Raw genomic sequence first — 16360 nt, 5'->3', positions numbered from 1 at the left:
TGGTCTTTTTTTAGTCATGATGTTATAACTCCTTTATTATTGATGTTATTTTACATGACCTTAAAAAAGTTGTCTAGTTAATTGTAACCTATCCAAATAAAGTTTCACTAGGGTTATATCTTAAGTTTTGAATCGTCTCAAAACAGAATAGGAGCCTTATGAAACTATTAGGGAGATGTAAATATGAATATTGGCTATATACGAGTCAGTACCGAAGAACAGAATACTATTCGTCAGGAAAATTTGATGCAAGAGCTCCATATCGATAAGTGCTTTATTGACAAAGTTAGTGGAAAAACGGGAGACTTTCAAGTTTTGTGTAAATCGTCAAAGGCTAATGTAACAGTTTAATATAATATCTAGAGGCACAGCTTAAAAATTCTTAAGATGTGCCTTTTTAAATATTCCGGTCACAAAGACGTTCTTCAAAATAGATTTCTAGCTGAGCTCGTATTTGGCTCCAGTCTTGCCGGCGTCCCGTCCATTTTTTGGTAATATCAATCATTGCTAAATACAGCATTTTTAAAAGGCTGTCATCTGACGGAAAAATCGTCTTGGATTTTGTCACTTTTCGCAGCTGACGGTTAAATCCCTCTATCGTATTTGTTGTATAAATAAGCCGCCTTACAGATAATGGATATTTGAAATAGGTCGCTAAAAGAGCCCATTTTTCATGCCAGGATTTATAGATTTTAGGATATTTACCGTCCCAATGCTCTCTAAATTCCTCAAGCTCAGACAAGGCTATTTCTTCTGTTGGTGCTGCATATACCAGCTTTAAATCTGCCATTAATGCTTTTATATCTTTGTAGGATACGAATTTTGTCGAGTTGCGGATCTGATGGATAATACATTGTTGAATTTCTGTTTGCGGATATACGGCTTCAATTGCCTGCGGAAAACCGCTGAGTCCATCCACACAAGCAATTAAAATATCCTCGACACCTCGGTTTTTCAAGCCATTCATAATGGATAACCAGTATTTAGCACTTTCGTTTTCGCCTACATACATACCTAAAACATCTTTGTACCCATCCATATTTATGCCAATAGCAATATAAACTGCACGTTTTACAACACGCCCTTCACAACGGACATGATAATGTATGGCATCCATGAAAACAACCGCATATACTTCTGCCAGAGGTCGTTCCTGCCACTCTTTAACGAAGGGCAGAATTTTATCTGTAATACGGCTGATGGTACTGTCGGAAATATCGATGCCATATAAATCTTGCATATGACTTTCTATATCGCCCATGGTCATTCCTTTTGCATACATAGAAATAATTTTTTCTTCCATATCCTGCGTGAGAGTATTTTGATATTTTTTTACAATCTGCGGTTCATATTCACCTTTGCGATCTCGAGGTATTTCAAGTTCCATATCGCCATAGCTTGTATGCATTGTTTTATTTGAATGCCCATTACGACTATTGCGAGTATCTTTGTTTTTATAGTCATATTTATTATAGCCAAGGGAGTCATCAAGTTCACCATCGAGAGCACCTTCCAGAAGAACAGACATCATGTCGCGCATGATGTTTTTGACATCGGAGCCATCTTGAATGCTAAGATCCGCATCTTTTAAATAATTTTTCATCATTTCTCGCATTGCTGCTTTTTGAGGACTTTCATTTTTTCTTGACATAAATAAAACCTCCAAGTTGATTTTATATTACATCACCTTAGAGGTTTACACAAACTATGAAGGTCTCTCGAAAAAACACTGAACGCCCCGAACTAAATAAATTATTAGAATTTGCCCGTACTGGTGACACGATCATTGTCGAATCAATTAGTCGATTCGCACGTAATACAAAAGATCTTCTCCAGCTAATTGATCAACTAAAAGAAAAAGATATTGCCTTTATCTCCAAGAAAGAAAATATTGACACCAACACCCCTAGTGGGAAATTCATGCTTACCGTCTTTGCTGCAGTTGCAGAATTAGAACGTGAATATATTCTACAACGTCAAAAAGAAGGTATTGCCATTGCAAAAAAGATCCCGGGTAAATATACCGGCAGAAAACGAATTGAGTGCATTAATTTTGATCTAATTATTCAACAACTACAAGCAAAAAAAATCACGCCAACAATGGCTATAAAAAAGCTCCATATATCAAAATCCACATTTTATCGCCGGCTTAAGGATTATAAAACTATATAAGCGGCAAAAAATAAAGCATTATTATCTATGCTTTATTTTTTATAAGGTGCCATCATGCGGCCTGTCTTTTTTGACATTGCATACATAATGAACAGCCAAAGCGTTTTACGGAATACAGACTTACCTTTTCCGTAATTTTTCTACCACAATGTTCACAAAGAGGTTCTTCTTTTTCCCCCTCCGAAGACAACTCCTTCGCTCCGCTTCTTTTTCCCTCCATATTTTTATCTGTATTCTGATCTTCTTCCGGATCATCACCCGTACTGATCGCAAGGCTGAGCATATACGCATACTTTATAGCAGCCGTTTGTGCTTTCATTACGGCTTTATCACCACCGTCTTGCCCGCTGCCAATACCAGTAAGGGTCACGGTTTCTCCCGAGTCTTTGTCGATCAGCAAGATATCCATCTTTACCGTAGCCAATCGCTCGATATTGCCCTTTAAATTTGTTATTTCTACCACATCCAATATCTCAGGTACAGCGATCGAGCACAGGCCATTTTCCACTAAGGCGGCATTCACCTTTTCAAGTACATCCGCACTGGTGGCATACTTATAGTGATGAAAGCTGTTTTCTCCATTTTTTAGGACATGGCTACAGGCATCCATCACATTGAGTAGTTTCTTGGCTAAGTTTTTCATATATGGTTTCCTCCTAGCTTACTTGTTTTGCTTTTTCAAAGCGAAGCTGCTGCCCATAGGGACAATTCTCTCCGGCATCACAATAGTCGAGACATTTTCGATCATGCCAGCGTTCTTTACTGGAGCAGATTTTTGGCAACGTTTTTGTTTGCATGGCAATATAGAGCTGGCTGGCTTTCTTTGCAAAGTAACGGATCAGCCATTGGTCGCTGATCTTTTTTATCGGGATAATATATACCGATTGGTCAATCCCACGTTCTGCGGCAATCCGCAAGTTGTTGTCCCGGCACATGGCCTGAATGAACATCCGTTTTACGGTAAACCCTTCTTTTTCAAGCAGCATCCGGTAGTAGTTAAGCTGAATGGCCCAATCCAGTACATGTTTCACCCCATCGGCGCGTAGTTCATTCCTATATTTCATCTGGCCTTTTTTAAGCCCGGTTTTATAGATTTCTCCCGTCGCTACTCTGGTTTTGTAAATGCCCAGTGCTTTCATAAGCTTAAAGGAACTGGTAACTTTTAAATCGCCCAGCACGCCTTCTTCTTCATCAAGGATTTTCCCGTATAAGTCGAATTTCCCGCTGGTAATCTGATCTTTCAGCCGGATTTCACTTAAGATTTCCCCATCGGTACAGTTTTCATTGATGGTGTGAACCGCCTGTCCATGCAGAGCATAGAGAACGCTTTGCGGGGCTACGGCAAAATCTGTGGTCTTTTTTAAATAAGTTTCCCGCACTCCCGCGATTAATTCCGTTACCGTGGGTTCTTTTATGCCCCGGTCAACGGAAACGGCAATGGCCCGCAGTGTAGGAAGGAAAAGGCAACGCTCTTTTTGCGGGCAGGCCGCAAGGCAGGATTTGATCGGGATGCGATTTCCATTGGGGCAGATAAATTTCGTGGCTGGCATAGTTTTTCTCTCCTTTTACGCCACAGGTAGTTGGCTGTGGTCTGTTTTTGTTCTTTGCCTCGGTTGTGCCGTTTCAATGCTGATATCTCCTATCTGGCCTAGTTTCATAAGATCTGAAAGTGGAACCTGCAGGGCTGTATTATATAGGTATTTCGCCAGTATGGTTGCCTGCAAGGGATGTAAGACAAGATAAATTCCCGGCCTTCCCTGCGGGTCTTTGATTTCAAGGGTAAGCTGTCCTTTGTTTAACTGTATCTTTAGCAGCAAGTGTTCGGTTGCGGCCTGTAACGTGTACCATGACATAGGATTCCCTCCTTTTATTTATATGGCTTTAGGCCATCGACAGACTTCTACGAATAGGGGTTACGTTTTTGATATTGCCCTCTGTCCCGGTGTCCAACAGCAGTTTCCTCGGCGAAGGCAAGGCTAACAGTTCCCCACCGATACGTTCAAGTTCAGTTGCCCGCTCGTAGCTTTCGGCAATCTGACTGGCGGCGGTTACGGCATTGATCAGACCATAACGGCTGCTGTCACGGCCCATAAAGAGCTGACGCAGGACATCGCCACGTTCGTTTTGATTGAGCGTGAATTTATCGGCCAAAATCTCTACGGATTGCACTGGATCATGCTCTAAGGGAATTTGCATAGCTTCTTTCATTTTATCTACGGTCAGCATGAATTTAGCTTCATCCACCGCACAGCGAACGGTATCTTGGACTTTCATAAAGAAGGCTTTATCATCCTGGGCCAGGGTTTCATCTGAATAGAGTTCATAGGCGGATTCTTCCCCATCGAGTTGCCTCCCGACATGGTAACGCTTTTGGGCATAGTCTTTGACAATAAGGCCATTTTTGCAGACAAGCCGGTAGATTAATGGTTCTACCTTCAGACTCCCAAGGCCAACTTCGCTGTTGGAAATAACAAAGCCAGCCTGGACAACATCGCCCACGCTGACTTCGGCTTTCAATCTTTTATTAATGACTTTCAAATACAAATGGCTGTCGGTAACATCGCAACTTTCAATTTCGGCGCCTTTCATGTCTTGAATAACCGGAAGCACGGCGCTGCAAAGCTCTAAGTGATCGAGCCGGCGGTATCGATCGGATAAAAAGGCCCGGACATTTCCGTCCATTACCCGGACCATTCTTCGCTCCGGCAGCTTGGTAAACCAGGTGTTAACGTTTTCATCTAAGAGAGGGGCTTCTTCCTGGCGCATTTTTTGGTAATACCGCAGCGGGATTTGCAGCCTCGATGCAATCTGCTGGTGCGCTAAATCGCTGACTGAAAAACACTGCGGTTCATCTTCTAAAAAGAGCGATAGCTTGGTCCCGTTTTTATCTGTTACCATTTCTAGGCTTCGGGTATCTGCCACAAAGTCCTTTCTTGCCTGCCGCTGGCGTTCGAGTTCTCTTCCTACTTCTTCTAACGTTCTTCCTTGTTTCATGATCTGTTCCTCCATTTTCTTTTATATGAATTTTAGGGTTCCCTGTTTTTGGGCATAAAAATAGGCACTGACTTTTACCGTCAGTGCCTTCTTGTTTATACTATTTTCTCAGGAATACGAATACCCAAAGGCTGCATACCAGCCGATTTTAAAGGTTTTTACTAAAACTTGCATATAGCCAAAGGTACTGCCGACTTCAAAGGCCTGCCAGTTTTGTCCATCGGGACTTGAATATGCGGTCCCCATATCTTCCCCGGCCACTTTATAATACCAGTACGTTTTACTGCCGGAAATATTACCAGTTTCGTTTACGGTAATGACATTACAAGCAAAGGCATTGCCTTCAGAATCATTCTTCTTTACAACAATGGAGCTTTTATCCAAATACCAGGCTACCCCTTGATGCCCGTAAACGAGCGGATAATTCGAGTCCCCGTTATAGTATTGCGCATAGTCTGCCTGCGCCATTGGCAAAGTGGTCCCATCGGCAGACACTCCCACTAAAATAGCTGCTGCCATGCAAAGACTTACAAGAATTTTTTTGATCATTCGTTCCATCTCCTCATATTTTAGGTTTTACGCTTGTCTTCTATTTCATTCACTGATCATTTTTTGCATTTTCAATTGTTTCCGTTGCTGAAGTTTTTTTCTTTCCACCCATGGCTCCGAGAACCCCCAGGGCAACGACCACGCCAAGGATTATTTTGTAATGATTTTGGAAGAACGCGATTGCCCATTCGATGAGACTTCCGAGGGCAAGGAAAGCAACCCCAATGGCAAAGCCTGTTCCCACAACACAGCCGAGCCACCAGCTAAACATTCCCTGTAAGCTCGGGTTTAGAATAACACTGTTTTGTAATAAAACGAAAAATACCACACTGCCCAAAATAGCAGCCGTAACTAAAAAGCCAATTCCTAAAACATCCATGTTCCACTCCTGACAGCTAAAGGCCGTTCTGTCACTTTGACCTGATCTTTAAATCTTATTTTTGTGTCGGTAAATCTTGAAACTGAAACAATGCCGCCATTTCAATATGTAGCGCCTCTGCTATGGATATGAGTACCGGCAGAGAAACCGCATTTTTTACCAGCCCCCTTTCAATCTGCGAGATATAGCAACTGCTCACGTTAACCCGTTCAGCCAATTGGATCTGTGTCATTTCACGATACCTGCGGTAGTAACTTATATTTAGGCCAATCTGTCGCATTTTTTCTTTATATGCCAGTTTCAAAGCACTCACCACCTTTGCATCCGTCTCTAGTTACTATTGTCGCACAGTCCAGTTTTTGCCGCTTTAGAGAATACTTCTACTACTTTAACCAGTAGTTAAAGTAGGTGCTTTCCCCCTCTCATTTTTTATAAAAGGCACCACAAAAAAGAGGATAAGCACTCGGCTTATCCCCACAGTTAAATCTTCTGTTTTAATTTTGTTATATTACTATGCTCCCTTCTGTTCTATGATCCTTCAAAGAGCTTTGCAGTTGATCTGCAAGACCCAAGGCTTCAGGAATATAATATATAACTGAAAAAACGGTCGTTATCATCTCAAAAAATCTTATGTAACAAAATAACATGCAACATCCTGGTAAAAAGAAAAAGGAGGCCTTTCTTCATGACACATATTTCACCCTTATTGACGGTAACAGAAGCCGCTGTTTACCTTCGCTATTCTTCAAGCAAAATCTACAAAACACTTCAAAAAGGAGAGCTGCAATTCATAAAACGCGGAAAAAGCTACCTAATCCATGTAAACTCCCTAGATGATTATATTACAGCCCATTTGATGAATTAGCTTTTTATTGCCTTTTCCACATATAGAAAAATCCCTTTTTTTGTATATGTTTTTAAAAACCATCTAATCCTAAATACCTATTAGAAGGAGTCTTGCCATCATGTTTAACGAGTATAACGATCTGGTCACTGTCGAAGACCTCTGTGAAATGCTGTCCATCGGCAAAAATGCTGCCTACAAGCTTTTAGCCTCCGGCGAACTAAAATGCTTTCGGCTAAACCGCGTATGGAAAATCCCTAAGCAATGCGTAGCCGATTATGTTTTAAACCAGGCAAATCGCATAAAACATTAATTACGCTTCCTTTTCTGGCATAAAAATAGGCACAGGCAATTTCGCCTGTGCCAGCTTTATGCAGCTGTCTGCCATTTTACATTCCTTGCGGATATATCCGCAAAACTGTTTCGGTTCATAATTATAATATATGATTGAACATTTTTATATTTCTTTTTAAAGACAGTCTATCACTTTATTATTTTAGAATAATGCTTATATCCACCAGAAATATTATATACTTTTTTGAATCCCTTATTTAACAGTATATTTTGTGCCGCATTTCCACTAACGCCTTTATTACAATACGTTATAGTTAATGTCTCTTTATCCAAGCTATCACTTATCTGCCGCAATTGTTCCAAAGGCATATTCACCGCATTTGGAATATGCCCTTTTTCATATTGTTTGGGAATTCGCACGTCAATTAATGTATATTTTTCTTCGGATTTCATAAGCATATTTAAATCATTGGCAGTAATTAAGGGTCTTTTCTTTTGAATGGCATTGTCCAAAATCATCCCTGTATACATAACAGGATCTTTTGTTGTTGAAAAAGGTGGGGCATATGCCAAGTCCAGATGAAATAAATCTTCAACCTTAGCCTTAAAAGTTATCGCCGTGACAAAAACATCAATTCGTTTATCGACTCCTTCTTCCCCTATAATTTGTACCCCCAACAGCCGTCCCGTCATCTTGTCCGCAACGGCTTTAATGATCATTTCTTTCCCACCCATATACTCTGGTTTATCCGGCTTAATATTATGACATACTATCACGTCATAGCCTTGAGCCTTCGCTTCTCGTTCTGTAAAGCCTGTCTGTGCGACCACTAAATCAAATATCTTAAAAATGCCTGTTCCTAAAATACCTCTGAATTCTAAATCCCCACCTGTAGCACAGTCTCCTGCGATTCGTCCTGTTTTATTAGCCGTAGAACCAAGTGGCCGATAAATTGATTTTCCGGTGATTAAATGGTAGTGTTCAATACAATCCCCACATGCATAAATTCCCGGAATATTTGTTTGCATCTGCTGATTAACTTCAATCGCACCAGTATTTCCAAGAAAAACCCCTGCTTTTTCAGCAAGTTTCACCTGTGGTCTGACTCCAGTTGCTAGAATCACAAGATCTGCTACAATAGCTTCCCCACTTGTCAGCGTAACATGATCTGAACAAATTCCAGCAATACCATTACCAGTAATAACGTCAACTTCGTGATGCAGAATATGTGTTTGTACATATTTCGCCATATCATCATCTAGTCCAGGAGTTACCTGTGGCAATTGCTCTACCAACGTAACAAAAATCCCCTGTTTCACTAAGTTTTCGCAGACCTCTAATCCAATAAACCCTGTACCAATAATAACTGCATGTTTAGGTTTACGCAGCTCAATAAACGCCGCAATGTTTTTGACATCTACAATATTTCGCAATGTGAAAACATGGGGATTTTCAATCCCTGCTATTTTGGGATAAATTGCTTCTGCCCCAGTAGCGATTATTAATTTATCATAATGATCTACAAATACTTCTCCAGACATGCCTACTTTAACCATAACAGTTTTAGCATCCGTATTAATTGACAGTACTTCATGGCCAGTTAAAATATCGACATTATATTTGTTTTTAAAAAAAGATGGATTGCGCGGAATCAATTCTTCAACAGAGGCTATCTTCCCCCCTAAATAATATGGCATTCCACATCCAGAATATGAAATATATGGATCTTTTTCATATACAACAATTTCTGCGTCTTCATTATTTCTTCTCGCCTTCGCTGCGGCCGAAGTCCCTGCAGCGACTGCACCAATAATGATGATTTTCATATACGCACCACCTCTAAATAATATTTGCTAAAAAGATATTTCTAGACTGTTTCTTTTTACAAAATAAACAAATCCACCGCCACGTTTTGTTGTTTGATACCAGAGCAATAAATTAATTTTTTTCAATTCTCCATTATCTATAATTGAAATTTCTACTTGATCGCAATTTTCATTATAGTTTATAGATATAATCGTAACCCAATGCCAGGCATCAAGCACAACTTCTTCCCCATTACATAAATTCAAGAATGCAACCGGCGCATCTTTGTTAATTGCAAATTCTATAAACTTTATAATTTTTTCTATTGATGGTCGCTGTTTTTTGTTTTCCCCTATATCCAGGCAGGCGTGCTCCGCAAGCAAAGACTTCACTTTCATATATTCATCCATCGCTTCACAAAACATCTTTGTTGTAGGAATCCCCATAGCGCCTGGAGTTACATGGTCCCAACTCTCTTCCATCAAACGTAAAACCTGCTCTTTTACATTTGAAGTCCCGCCTGGTTGAGTCAAATAAAAAATAATATTACTAGCAACCGATGGACCACAGCCAGCCTCACGTTGCCGCGGCGTTTTATACCATTCCTGATTACAGCCATAATACGCTGTGTTATTTTCTGCATCAACAATTTTTAATAGCTCAGGTTTTAAAATGGATTCTGCAATCATACACCTATCTCCTTCCATCAGATTCAACATATATTACATCCAACTCTCATCAAAATCTAATCAAGGTTGATATTTTATAAGCCGTCATTAATACAATCAAAATTCCAAAGATCTGTTTTATGCGACTGCTAGGCAAATATTTACTACTCAAGCGAGCCCCCAAGAAAGAACCCATTGCCCCCACTAACAGTAAAGGCCATGTTAATGCCATGTCAAATTGCGCCGTCGCTAAATGCGGTATCAGCGATGAAAAGGACGGTGGTGTAACAGCGATTGCATTAATTCCTGCTGCCATTTTTGCATCAAATCCAAGAATAATCAACGTCGGCATTAACAAAAATCCTGGGCCAACACCTAAAAATCCACTCAAAACAGAAATAGGCATCGCCAGTAGCATTGCCATTTTCAAGTTTTCTTTTCCTGTCTTTGCCTCTGTTTTAGAAAACATTTTATAGGCTAAAAAGATAACTGCACCCAGATATGCATACCATACATATATCTGCGGCACAAACTGGACAAGGTAGGCCCCGATGGGAGCAAACAACGTTGTAATCGTCGCTAAAATGCCTGCTTTCTTCCAATCAATATAGCCGCTTTTAGCAAACCCAAATGCCGCAAATAATGCGGTAACCCCGTTTAATAATAAGCTAATAGGCTGCACCTGATGCACAAGATCTTGCATAAAAAATGCTAGAAACGGAACTGCGGCAAAGGCTACCCCTAGCCCCAGCATTCCCGAAATAACCGCCAAAATAAACAATCCACCTATTATAATTGCCATACAAGATACCTCCTCCGCTAAAGGTTTTTATAATAGAAAATCAAGTGATAAAGCATAAGCCTTATCACTTGATTTTATGTTTAGCAACATCCGCCAGATGCTTGTGGATCAATCATTATTAATCGTCCATTTTTTGTATCTATTGTAATCTCAGCAATCCGTTCAACCGCTTTTTTGTCAATAAATACTGGAACACTATTTACCATAACTACTTTTTCATTGTCTGGCAGTTTTTCTAGTTGCATAAAAATCCCCTCACCACAACAAGATTGTTGCAACATAACATGAACACAATCATTTTGACTATTCTTTATGGCTTCATTCAACATAATTTTAGCAGAATCTGTAATAATCATTTTTTTATCCCCTTCAAATTTATATTTTTTAATTACTAGTTTCAATCCATGAAAAATTCTGGTGATAAGTCCAGAAATTCTATCAACTCGTCGTTACTTGGATACCTTCCGGTAAGAACAATTTCATCATCAACTACCGTGATTGGCAAAATATTTACTCCGTGCTCTCCCATTTTTTTATTAACGTCGAGATTATTAATAAATTCCATAGGTGCACTCGACAGGTTATATCTCACTGCACTAATATTACCTTTTATTAATTTATCAACTACTGTAGAAATCCTTAACAACTCTGGATCAACACTAACACCGCATAATCCAGTAGGGCAACACATCGATGGTTCATAAATCTCAATTTTTTTCATGTAAATCACGCCCTTTTCAATTTTTTATATTATTCCATTGATTTTATAATATTTGTTACAGAGGCATCTTGTAACCAAGGAATATTGACAAAATTATTATCACTAATACCTCGTACCTTTTCAAGCCATTGTTTTTCTGCTTCCGCACGAGCAAGTAGCATTGGATTGCTTGTATCGGCCATCGATAAACACTGATTAATTACCCACCATTTATTGTTAATCCCAGCACGGCTTAAATCATCTCTTAATCTTGACGCTTCAAAGACCGGGGTAGCTTCGGGTAAGGTTACAATAACAACTTCTGTTTGTTTGGCATCTCTTAGTCTTGGCAAAAGGCGCTGAACAGAAATTGGCGTTTCTCCTTTGGTTCTTTCTACTTCTTTGTGATAGCTTTCTGTTGCATCAAGCAATAAGAGCGTATGACCGGTTGGGGCAGTATCAATAACGACAACAGCGTCTTCTGCCTGATCAACAATTTCCGCAAACGCTCTAAATACCGCGATCTCCTGTGTACACGGAGAACGTAAATCTTCCTCAATGTAAGCAACATCTGCTTCATTCATTGTTTCACGAGCTTTACTCAATACCTCATTTTGATAATTCAAAAGCTCTTGTTTTTCATCAATTTTACTCAATGTCATATTTTCATTTTCTGAAATTACCTGCTGCAAATTAGCTGCGGGGTCCGTTGAAGTTAAATGAACTTTAACACCTTTTTTTGCTAAAGCTAATGCGATTGCAGCTGCGGTCGTTGTTTTTCCTACCCCACCCTTCCCCATAGTAAATACTACTTTTTTCCCTGTAGTATAAATATCTTCAATAAGTGAGTTAAGATTTTTTAAGTTTACGGACTTTTCTTTATTACCACCGCTAACGAAATTGTCACTTTTGAAAAACGCTCTGATTTTTTCAAGTCCAAGTATATTGTAAGATCTTAGTGGCAATATATACGTTTCTAATTTTTTCAAACTAACTGGCATGTTTTTCATAGCATTTTGTTGTTTATCAAAAATATTTTGTGACAATACATCCGTTGCCTCACTTAACACACCATTTATAATTAAAATCTGATTGTTAATTCCTAATTCGCTGAGTTCAACACTGGAGCGTTCAACCTCGGTCAGCGGTGTTTCTTCTGGACGGGATACCAAAAGCAAGGTTGTTTTAGTTCCATCGGCAAGATTTGAAACTGCCGTTTTATACATACTTTGTTTTTCCCCCAGCCCCGCAAGCTGACCTAAGCAAGATGCACCATGTGTGCTCTCCGTGATAAAATTACTCCATGCCGATGGCAATTGAAGCATTCGCAACGTATGACCTGTAGGCGCTGTATCAAAAATAATATAATCATATTGTTCCTCAGTTTCTTTATTCGTAATAAAATTAGAAAACTGATCAAAAGCAGCTATTTCAACCGTACAAGAACCAGAAAGTTGTTCTTCCATATTAGCAATTACACTTTCGGGAAGCTTTCCTTTATACGGTCCAACAACTGAATCTCTATATTCCTTAGCAGCTTCCTCTGGGTCAAGATTAGCAACTACCAATCCAGGAACTCCGGCAATTGCAACGCCTTTACCATCAAGCTCGGTATTAAATACATCTTGTAAATTTGATGCTGGATCTGTACTAATAAGCAAAATCTTTTTACCGCTGTCCGCGAGGCTAACTGCAACAGCACAGGCTGTAGATGTTTTCCCTACCCCGCCTTTCCCAGTAAAAAACAAGTATTTCGTTAAATTAATTTTATCGAGATCAAATTTTGTATAATCCATTACCATTTTATTCATCCTTTTCATTTTAAATTTCCTTGTAGCTACCAAGTCCTAAATTCTCGGAGGACCGCATATCCCACTCGAACAGCACAGTTCAGGGGCTCCTCGCCAACCTTTTTTTATCATAATGCCTAGCCCTTTCTACAGGTCCAAATATGCACATGCTTGCTTTCTATATTTTGACCAATGTTTTTGTTTTTTTAAATCGGACTTATATGGCTCCAAACCCCTTAAATCATCATAAATTAAACTATCAATAAACTTTAATTGCACATTTCCAGCTACAGAATAATATACCCAACGAATATATTTACGATCATTTAACAGCCCTGCCTTTTTTAGATAAATTAGGTGGCGAGATGCTTTGGCTTGCGATATTTGCAATATATCCATTACATCACAGACACAGAGATCTTGTTCATTAATAAATTCAATATTCGCAACCTTGTTTCATCGGATAACCCTTTTAATTTTTCTGTTAATCCATCCACCATTTTCACCCCACAGTATAATCGCGTAATCGCTTATGCGATTATACTACTCTTATAAATATATAAATGCAAGCATTTTTTCTACTTAGCTTAGATCCATAATTTATTCTAAATATTCTTAATTTTTAAGATGTAAGGATGGATTTTGTTAATATCCCCCCCAAAAAAACAAAAATCACAGGCCGTCTTGAGGGGGAATTTACTAACTCACTTTAATATTTTCTTAATATCATCTTTATTCAGGACTTTGCCTGTTGCTTTTACAACTCCGTCTACAACAAGCGCCGGTGTAACCATAACCCCGTATTTCATAATCTGCTTTATATCTTCTACTTTAGAAAATTCTGCTTCCACACCTAATTCTTGTACGGCCTGTTTGGCAGCCGTGTCTAAGTCCTTGCATTTTTGACAACCCATACCTAAAATTTCAATCTTCATATTAAAACCCTCCAATTTATTTTATTCTATTGCAAAAAGTCAAATAACACCTGATTTTTCCCAAGTCTCTCGCCAATCAGTTTTTCTGCGACCTCAATCAGCTCTGCTACACAAGGATGAACGATATGATAATTTACGCGCTGCCCGGCTTTTTCTGAATCGATCAAGCCTTGCTTTTTCAATATATTTAAATGCTGTGACAAATTTGACTGCTCTACGTCCATAGTTTCCATCATTTCGCAGACACAATACGTTCTTGTTTTTAGCATTTGCAGTATTTTTATCCGAACCGGATGTGCCAATGCTTTAAATATCTCCGCGGTTAATCTATTTACATGATCTTCACTCATAAGGAAAACCTCCCTCTCACGAATCAAGCATTTATTTCTTTAATATTAGACAATTATAATATTAAAAAGATATCCTGTAAATATAATTGCCACGGCTAAAATTGCTACAAAAATTGCCAGCAGTTGAGGCTTCAGTACATTTTTTAATATAATCATTTCCGGTAGGCTTAACGCGGTAACTGCCATCATAAACGCCAATGCGGTTCCCAGGCTCATCCCCTTTTGAATCAGGGCCGTAATAATAGGAATTACACCGGCTGCATTCGAGTACAATGGCACGCCGATCAGAACTGCTAAGGGAACTGCAAAAATATTATCCCGCCCTGCATACTGCACCAAAAAATCCTCCGGCGCATAGCCATGAATAAAGCCCCCCAGGGCAATTGCCGCAATGACGTACAGAAATATTTTGCGCAGAATTTCCTTGGTATAATCCCAGGCATAGTCGACTCGCTCCCGGAAGGTCTGCTCAACAATATCCAGTTCCCCAAGCTTCATCTCATAAACATAATCCTGTACAAATCGCTCCAATTTCAGCTTGCCAATAACCCAGCCACCAATAATCGCAATCAACAAGCCTGATACTATATAGATCAACATGATTTTCCAGCCAAGCAGCCCCCATAACATAATAACCACGACTTCGTTCACCATCGGGGAGGCAATCAAAAAAGAAAAGGTAATCCCCAGCGGGACTCCGGATTCAATAAAGCCAATAAATACCGGAACCGCTGAACAGGAACAAAACGGAGTGACTACCCCCAACGCTGCGGCAGCAACATTCCCAAAAAATTCTCTCTTATGGCTGAGTATTTTCTTGGTTCTTTCCGCCGGAAAATAAGACCGTAAAATGGATACCATAAAGATAATGATCGTAAGCATCAAAAATATCTTCATGCTGTCGTAAACAAAAAAGTTAACCGCGCCTCCTAATGTGCTATCCGGTTGTAAGCCCAAGCCTTGATAAACTAAAAAATCAGCTATTTCCTGCAACATTTCCATCGCCTCACAATATATTAATATATAATAATATACTAATATATTTATTCAACAAAAACAAGCTTTTATTTATAAACAATTTCATTCATTAAAATTCGAATATTCTTCCTTACAATAAAGCTTCAAAGACGCATTTTTCTTTTAGCAGCAAAGAATCGCTTCAGGTTCTCCGGTATAGCTCTGCCAGCTTGTGCTGCTGGCTGCCTTCCGCCATATACATGCCTTAACAGCGCATCTACAAGCATTGCCTTGGGCGGCTGCGAATATTCCTTCCCTTCCCAAGACCAAACCCGGCAATCTATATCCTCGCCAGCAACATCTCCACAGGATTCGCACAAACTTTCTTTGGCATCTAATTGAATATCCTGTCCATTGATACGGATCGTAGGGGAACTGATAAAATTCAGTGCCTCAGCCTGCTTCTCTGATGTAACCAGAATTTTTCGAACCTCAATTTCATATCCCGCGGCCTTCAAAACACTTGTCACTTCAGCAATTGCTTCTTCCAAAACAGTGTCCGTCCCCATGCAGCGTACACACACTTGTAAATCAATATACATGAATTCAATTAGCAAACGTTTTTTCTTCCCACTGTCTTCATTCACAGTAGTGTTAGGACAGCATTTACTTGCAATTCCTTTATCGATATTTTGATAATCGCAACCACTTTTATTCATTTGATTCTTCCTTTCGATATTATTCTTCAATATCTTTAACATTGGAAAACATTTTAAAATTTATAGGTAAACTAACGAACTCAAGATTCCATGCTCTAGATTTTTTCACTAAAATTTTGTTTAGAAAACTATACCCCATTAAAGTTCATTTATCTCCAATTTAGTTGCGCGCAAATATTCCACCATATTTATAAGTGATATTCCATAAATACTCTTATTTTCCTCTGTTTCTAAGTAATTAAGTTCTAACTACTCTTATGCGATACGTGATCCTCACCACCAAATTTCACACAATAAAAAAGGCCCTGCACAACCCGCGCGAAGCCTTAAAACCACTAATAGTAGAGGAACTCGCTTTTATTGATAGAATATATATAGTAGAAATATAATATTCGTTTAA

23 protein-coding genes are annotated in these 16360 nt (G+C 39.2%); 4 read left to right on the top strand and 19 right to left on the bottom strand.

What is annotated here, in order from left to right:
• Positions 1–183: 183 nt before the first annotated feature.
• The gene (locus HNR32_RS04135) at positions 184–351 is read left to right on the top strand and encodes a recombinase family protein (RefSeq protein ID WP_183859951.1); all 168 of its coding nucleotides are present in this window, start codon (positions 184–186) and stop codon (positions 349–351) included.
• Positions 352–397: 46 nt separating this feature from the next.
• Here HNR32_RS04135 and HNR32_RS04130 read toward each other — a convergent pair whose 3' ends face one another.
• Positions 398–1615: an IS256 family transposase gene (locus tag HNR32_RS04130; RefSeq protein WP_183859968.1), complete on the bottom strand. Its 1218-nt coding sequence runs from the start codon at positions 1613–1615 to the stop codon at positions 398–400.
• Between the two features lie 92 nt (positions 1616–1707).
• Between HNR32_RS04130 and HNR32_RS04125 the strand changes: the two genes are divergently transcribed.
• Positions 1708–2172, top strand: coding sequence for a recombinase family protein (locus HNR32_RS04125; protein ID WP_183859949.1), 465 nt, complete (start codon positions 1708–1710; stop codon positions 2170–2172).
• Between the two features lie 52 nt (positions 2173–2224).
• Here the strand turns inward: HNR32_RS04125 and HNR32_RS04120 are convergent, their stop codons facing one another.
• The 7 genes from HNR32_RS04120 to HNR32_RS04090 all read right to left on the bottom strand — a co-directional run bounded on the left by HNR32_RS04120 (position 2225) and on the right by HNR32_RS04090 (position 6398).
• The gene (locus tag HNR32_RS04120; protein WP_183859947.1) at positions 2225–2815 is read right to left on the bottom strand and encodes an ERF family protein; all 591 of its coding nucleotides are present in this window, start codon (positions 2813–2815) and stop codon (positions 2225–2227) included.
• A 13-nt stretch (positions 2816–2828) separates the two neighbouring features.
• The gene (locus HNR32_RS04115; protein WP_183859945.1) at positions 2829–3722 is read right to left on the bottom strand and encodes a hypothetical protein; all 894 of its coding nucleotides are present in this window, start codon (positions 3720–3722) and stop codon (positions 2829–2831) included.
• A gap of 15 nt (positions 3723–3737) precedes the next feature.
• On the bottom strand, positions 3738–4025 hold the full coding sequence (locus HNR32_RS04110; protein ID WP_183859943.1) for a hypothetical protein: 288 nt from the start codon (positions 4023–4025) through the stop codon (positions 3738–3740).
• 28 nt (positions 4026–4053) lie between these two features.
• Positions 4054–5166, bottom strand: a complete 1113-nt coding sequence (locus HNR32_RS04105; RefSeq protein ID WP_183859941.1) for a DUF932 domain-containing protein — start codon at positions 5164–5166, stop codon at positions 4054–4056.
• A 108-nt stretch (positions 5167–5274) separates the two neighbouring features.
• Entirely contained in the window at positions 5275–5724 is a 450-nt protein-coding gene (locus tag HNR32_RS04100; RefSeq protein WP_183859939.1) for a hypothetical protein, read from the bottom strand.
• A 40-nt stretch (positions 5725–5764) separates the two neighbouring features.
• The gene (locus tag HNR32_RS04095) at positions 5765–6094 is read right to left on the bottom strand and encodes a hypothetical protein (protein ID WP_183859937.1); all 330 of its coding nucleotides are present in this window, start codon (positions 6092–6094) and stop codon (positions 5765–5767) included.
• Positions 6095–6149: 55 nt separating this feature from the next.
• Entirely contained in the window at positions 6150–6398 is a 249-nt protein-coding gene (locus tag HNR32_RS04090; protein ID WP_196611087.1) for a helix-turn-helix domain-containing protein, read from the bottom strand.
• A gap of 381 nt (positions 6399–6779) precedes the next feature.
• On the opposite strand from HNR32_RS04090, the gene HNR32_RS04085 reads away from it, so the two are divergent.
• Together HNR32_RS04085 and HNR32_RS04080 are read left to right on the top strand one after the other, a co-directional pair.
• Complete coding sequence (locus tag HNR32_RS04085; RefSeq protein ID WP_183859935.1) at positions 6780–6959, top strand: helix-turn-helix domain-containing protein; 180 nt, start codon at positions 6780–6782, stop codon at positions 6957–6959.
• A gap of 100 nt (positions 6960–7059) precedes the next feature.
• A complete protein-coding gene (locus HNR32_RS04080; protein ID WP_183859933.1) occupies positions 7060–7251 on the top strand; it encodes a helix-turn-helix domain-containing protein in 192 nt (63 codons plus the stop codon).
• Positions 7252–7421: 170 nt separating this feature from the next.
• Here HNR32_RS04080 and HNR32_RS04075 read toward each other — a convergent pair whose 3' ends face one another.
• From HNR32_RS04075 to HNR32_RS04025, 11 genes are all read right to left on the bottom strand, one after another.
• Positions 7422–9059: an FAD-dependent oxidoreductase gene (locus HNR32_RS04075; RefSeq protein WP_183859931.1), complete on the bottom strand. Its 1638-nt coding sequence runs from the start codon at positions 9057–9059 to the stop codon at positions 7422–7424.
• Positions 9060–9086: 27 nt separating this feature from the next.
• Positions 9087–9728, bottom strand: a complete 642-nt coding sequence (locus tag HNR32_RS04070; RefSeq protein ID WP_183859929.1) for a hypothetical protein — start codon at positions 9726–9728, stop codon at positions 9087–9089.
• Positions 9729–9777: 49 nt separating this feature from the next.
• Positions 9778–10509, bottom strand: a complete 732-nt coding sequence (locus HNR32_RS04065; RefSeq protein ID WP_183859927.1) for a sulfite exporter TauE/SafE family protein — start codon at positions 10507–10509, stop codon at positions 9778–9780.
• Positions 10510–10589: 80 nt separating this feature from the next.
• Entirely contained in the window at positions 10590–10865 is a 276-nt protein-coding gene (locus tag HNR32_RS04060; RefSeq protein WP_183859925.1) for a hypothetical protein, read from the bottom strand.
• Positions 10866–10906: 41 nt separating this feature from the next.
• Entirely contained in the window at positions 10907–11230 is a 324-nt protein-coding gene (gene arsD, locus HNR32_RS04055; RefSeq protein ID WP_183859923.1) for an arsenite efflux transporter metallochaperone ArsD, read from the bottom strand.
• Between the two features lie 29 nt (positions 11231–11259).
• Entirely contained in the window at positions 11260–13020 is a 1761-nt protein-coding gene (gene arsA / locus HNR32_RS04050; RefSeq protein ID WP_311636412.1) for an arsenical pump-driving ATPase, read from the bottom strand.
• Positions 13021–13146: 126 nt separating this feature from the next.
• Positions 13147–13398, bottom strand: coding sequence for an ArsR family transcriptional regulator (locus tag HNR32_RS04045; protein WP_196611088.1), 252 nt, complete (start codon positions 13396–13398; stop codon positions 13147–13149).
• A 305-nt stretch (positions 13399–13703) separates the two neighbouring features.
• Positions 13704–13934 (bottom strand): thioredoxin family protein, encoded by a 231-nt coding sequence (locus HNR32_RS04040; RefSeq protein WP_183859921.1) that lies wholly within the window; start codon positions 13932–13934, stop codon positions 13704–13706.
• Positions 13935–13960: 26 nt separating this feature from the next.
• Positions 13961–14284: an ArsR/SmtB family transcription factor gene (locus HNR32_RS04035; protein WP_183859919.1), complete on the bottom strand. Its 324-nt coding sequence runs from the start codon at positions 14282–14284 to the stop codon at positions 13961–13963.
• Between the two features lie 45 nt (positions 14285–14329).
• Complete coding sequence (locus HNR32_RS04030; protein ID WP_183859917.1) at positions 14330–15280, bottom strand: permease; 951 nt, start codon at positions 15278–15280, stop codon at positions 14330–14332.
• 125 nt (positions 15281–15405) lie between these two features.
• A complete protein-coding gene (locus tag HNR32_RS04025) occupies positions 15406–15960 on the bottom strand; it encodes a DUF2703 domain-containing protein (RefSeq protein ID WP_183859915.1) in 555 nt (184 codons plus the stop codon).
• Positions 15961–16360: the final 400 nt, after the last annotated feature.

Source organism: Pectinatus brassicae, from assembly GCF_014201835.1.
GTDB lineage: Bacteria > Bacillota > Negativicutes > Selenomonadales > Selenomonadaceae > Pectinatus > Pectinatus brassicae.
This window is presented reverse-complemented; position numbering and strand designations above follow the sequence as displayed.